General features: G+C 52.3%; 1 rRNA gene. It reads left to right on the forward strand.

The window, feature by feature from the left end:
- Positions 1–2,359: ribosomal RNA gene (locus BMW74_RS24395) — 23S ribosomal RNA — on the forward strand; the annotation flags it as partial.
- Positions 2,360–2,386: the final 27 nt, after the last annotated feature.

Here is a 2,386-nt window from a genome sequence, read left to right on the forward strand (position 1 = left end):
ACTTTGTTGGGTGACTGCGTACCTTTTGTATAATGGGTCAGCGACTTATTTTCAGTGGCGAGCTTAACCGAATAGGGGAGGCGTAGCGAAAGCGAGTCTTAATAGGGCGTCTAGTCGCTGGGAATAGACCCGAAACCGGGCGATCTATCCATGGGCAGGTTGAAGGTTGGGTAACACTAACTGGAGGACCGAACCGACTACCGTTGAAAAGTTAGCGGATGACCTGTGGATCGGAGTGAAAGGCTAATCAAGCTCGGAGATAGCTGGTTCTCCTCGAAAGCTATTTAGGTAGCGCCTCATGTATCACTGTAGGGGGTAGAGCACTGTTTCGGCTAGGGGGTCATCCCGACTTACCAAACCGATGCAAACTCCGAATACCTACAAGTGCCGAGCATGGGAGACACACGGCGGGTGCTAACGTCCGTCGTGAAAAGGGAAACAACCCAGACCGTCAGCTAAGGTCCCAAAGTTATGGTTAAGTGGGAAACGATGTGGGAAGGCTTAGACAGCTAGGAGGTTGGCTTAGAAGCAGCCACCCTTTAAAGAAAGCGTAATAGCTCACTAGTCGAGTCGGCCTGCGCGGAAGATGTAACGGGGCTCAAACCATACACCGAAGCTACGGGTATCACTTAGGTGATGCGGTAGAGGAGCGTTCTGTAAGCCTGTGAAGGTGAGTTGAGAAGCTTGCTGGAGGTATCAGAAGTGCGAATGCTGACATGAGTAACGACAATGGGTGTGAAAAACACCCACGCCGAAAGACCAAGGTTTCCTGCGCAACGTTAATCGACGCAGGGTTAGTCGGTCCCTAAGGCGAGGCTGAAAAGCGTAGTCGATGGAAAACAGGTTAATATTCCTGTACTTCTGGTTATTGCGATGGAGGGACGGAGAAGGCTAGGCCAGCTTGGCGTTGGTTGTCCAAGTTTAAGGTGGTAGGCTGGAATCTTAGGTAAATCCGGGATTCTAAGGCCGAGAGCTGATGACGAGTTACCTTTTAGGTAACGAAGTGGTTGATGCCATGCTTCCAAGAAAAGCTTCTAAGCTTCAGGTAACCAGGAACCGTACCCCAAACCGACACAGGTGGTTGGGTAGAGAATACCAAGGCGCTTGAGAGAACTCGGGTGAAGGAACTAGGCAAAATGGCACCGTAACTTCGGGAGAAGGTGCGCCGGTGAGGGTGAAGGACTTGCTCCGTAAGCTCATGCCGGTCGAAGATACCAGGCCGCTGCGACTGTTTATTAAAAACACAGCACTCTGCAAACACGAAAGTGGACGTATAGGGTGTGACGCCTGCCCGGTGCCGGAAGGTTAATTGATGGGGTTAGCTAACGCGAAGCTCTTGATCGAAGCCCCGGTAAACGGCGGCCGTAACTATAACGGTCCTAAGGTAGCGAAATTCCTTGTCGGGTAAGTTCCGACCTGCACGAATGGCGTAACGATGGCGGCGCTGTCTCCACCCGAGACTCAGTGAAATTGAAATCGCTGTGAAGATGCAGTGTATCCGCGGCTAGACGGAAAGACCCCGTGAACCTTTACTATAGCTTTGCACTGGACTTTGAATTTGCTTGTGTAGGATAGGTGGGAGGCTTTGAAGCGTGGACGCCAGTCTGCGTGGAGCCAACCTTGAAATACCACCCTGGCAACTTTGAGGTTCTAACTCAGGTCCGTTATCCGGATCGAGGACAGTGTATGGTGGGTAGTTTGACTGGGGCGGTCTCCTCCTAAAGAGTAACGGAGGAGTACGAAGGTGCGCTCAGACCGGTCGGAAATCGGTCGTAGAGTATAAAGGCAAAAGCGCGCTTGACTGCGAGACAGACACGTCGAGCAGGTACGAAAGTAGGTCTTAGTGATCCGGTGGTTCTGTATGGAAGGGCCATCGCTCAACGGATAAAAGGTACTCCGGGGATAACAGGCTGATACCGCCCAAGAGTTCATATCGACGGCGGTGTTTGGCACCTCGATGTCGGCTCATCACATCCTGGGGCTGAAGCCGGTCCCAAGGGTATGGCTGTTCGCCATTTAAAGTGGTACGCGAGCTGGGTTTAGAACGTCGTGAGACAGTTCGGTCCCTATCTGCCGTGGACGTTTGAGATTTGAGAGGGGCTGCTCCTAGTACGAGAGGACCGGAGTGGACGAACCTCTGGTGTTCCGGTTGTCACGCCAGTGGCATTGCCGGGTAGCTATGTTCGGAATAGATAACCGCTGAAAGCATCTAAGCGGGAAACTAGCCTCAAGATGAGATCTCACTGGGACCTTGAGTCCCCTGAAGGGCCGTCGAAGACTACGACGTTGATAGGTTGGGTGTGTAAGCGCTGTGAGGCGTTGAGCTAACCAATACTAATTGCCCGTGAGGCTTGACCATATAACACCCAAGCAATTTGCATGCTCC

The organism is Pseudomonas sp. ok272 (genome assembly GCF_900109995.1).
Lineage (GTDB): Bacteria > Pseudomonadota > Gammaproteobacteria > Pseudomonadales > Pseudomonadaceae > Aquipseudomonas.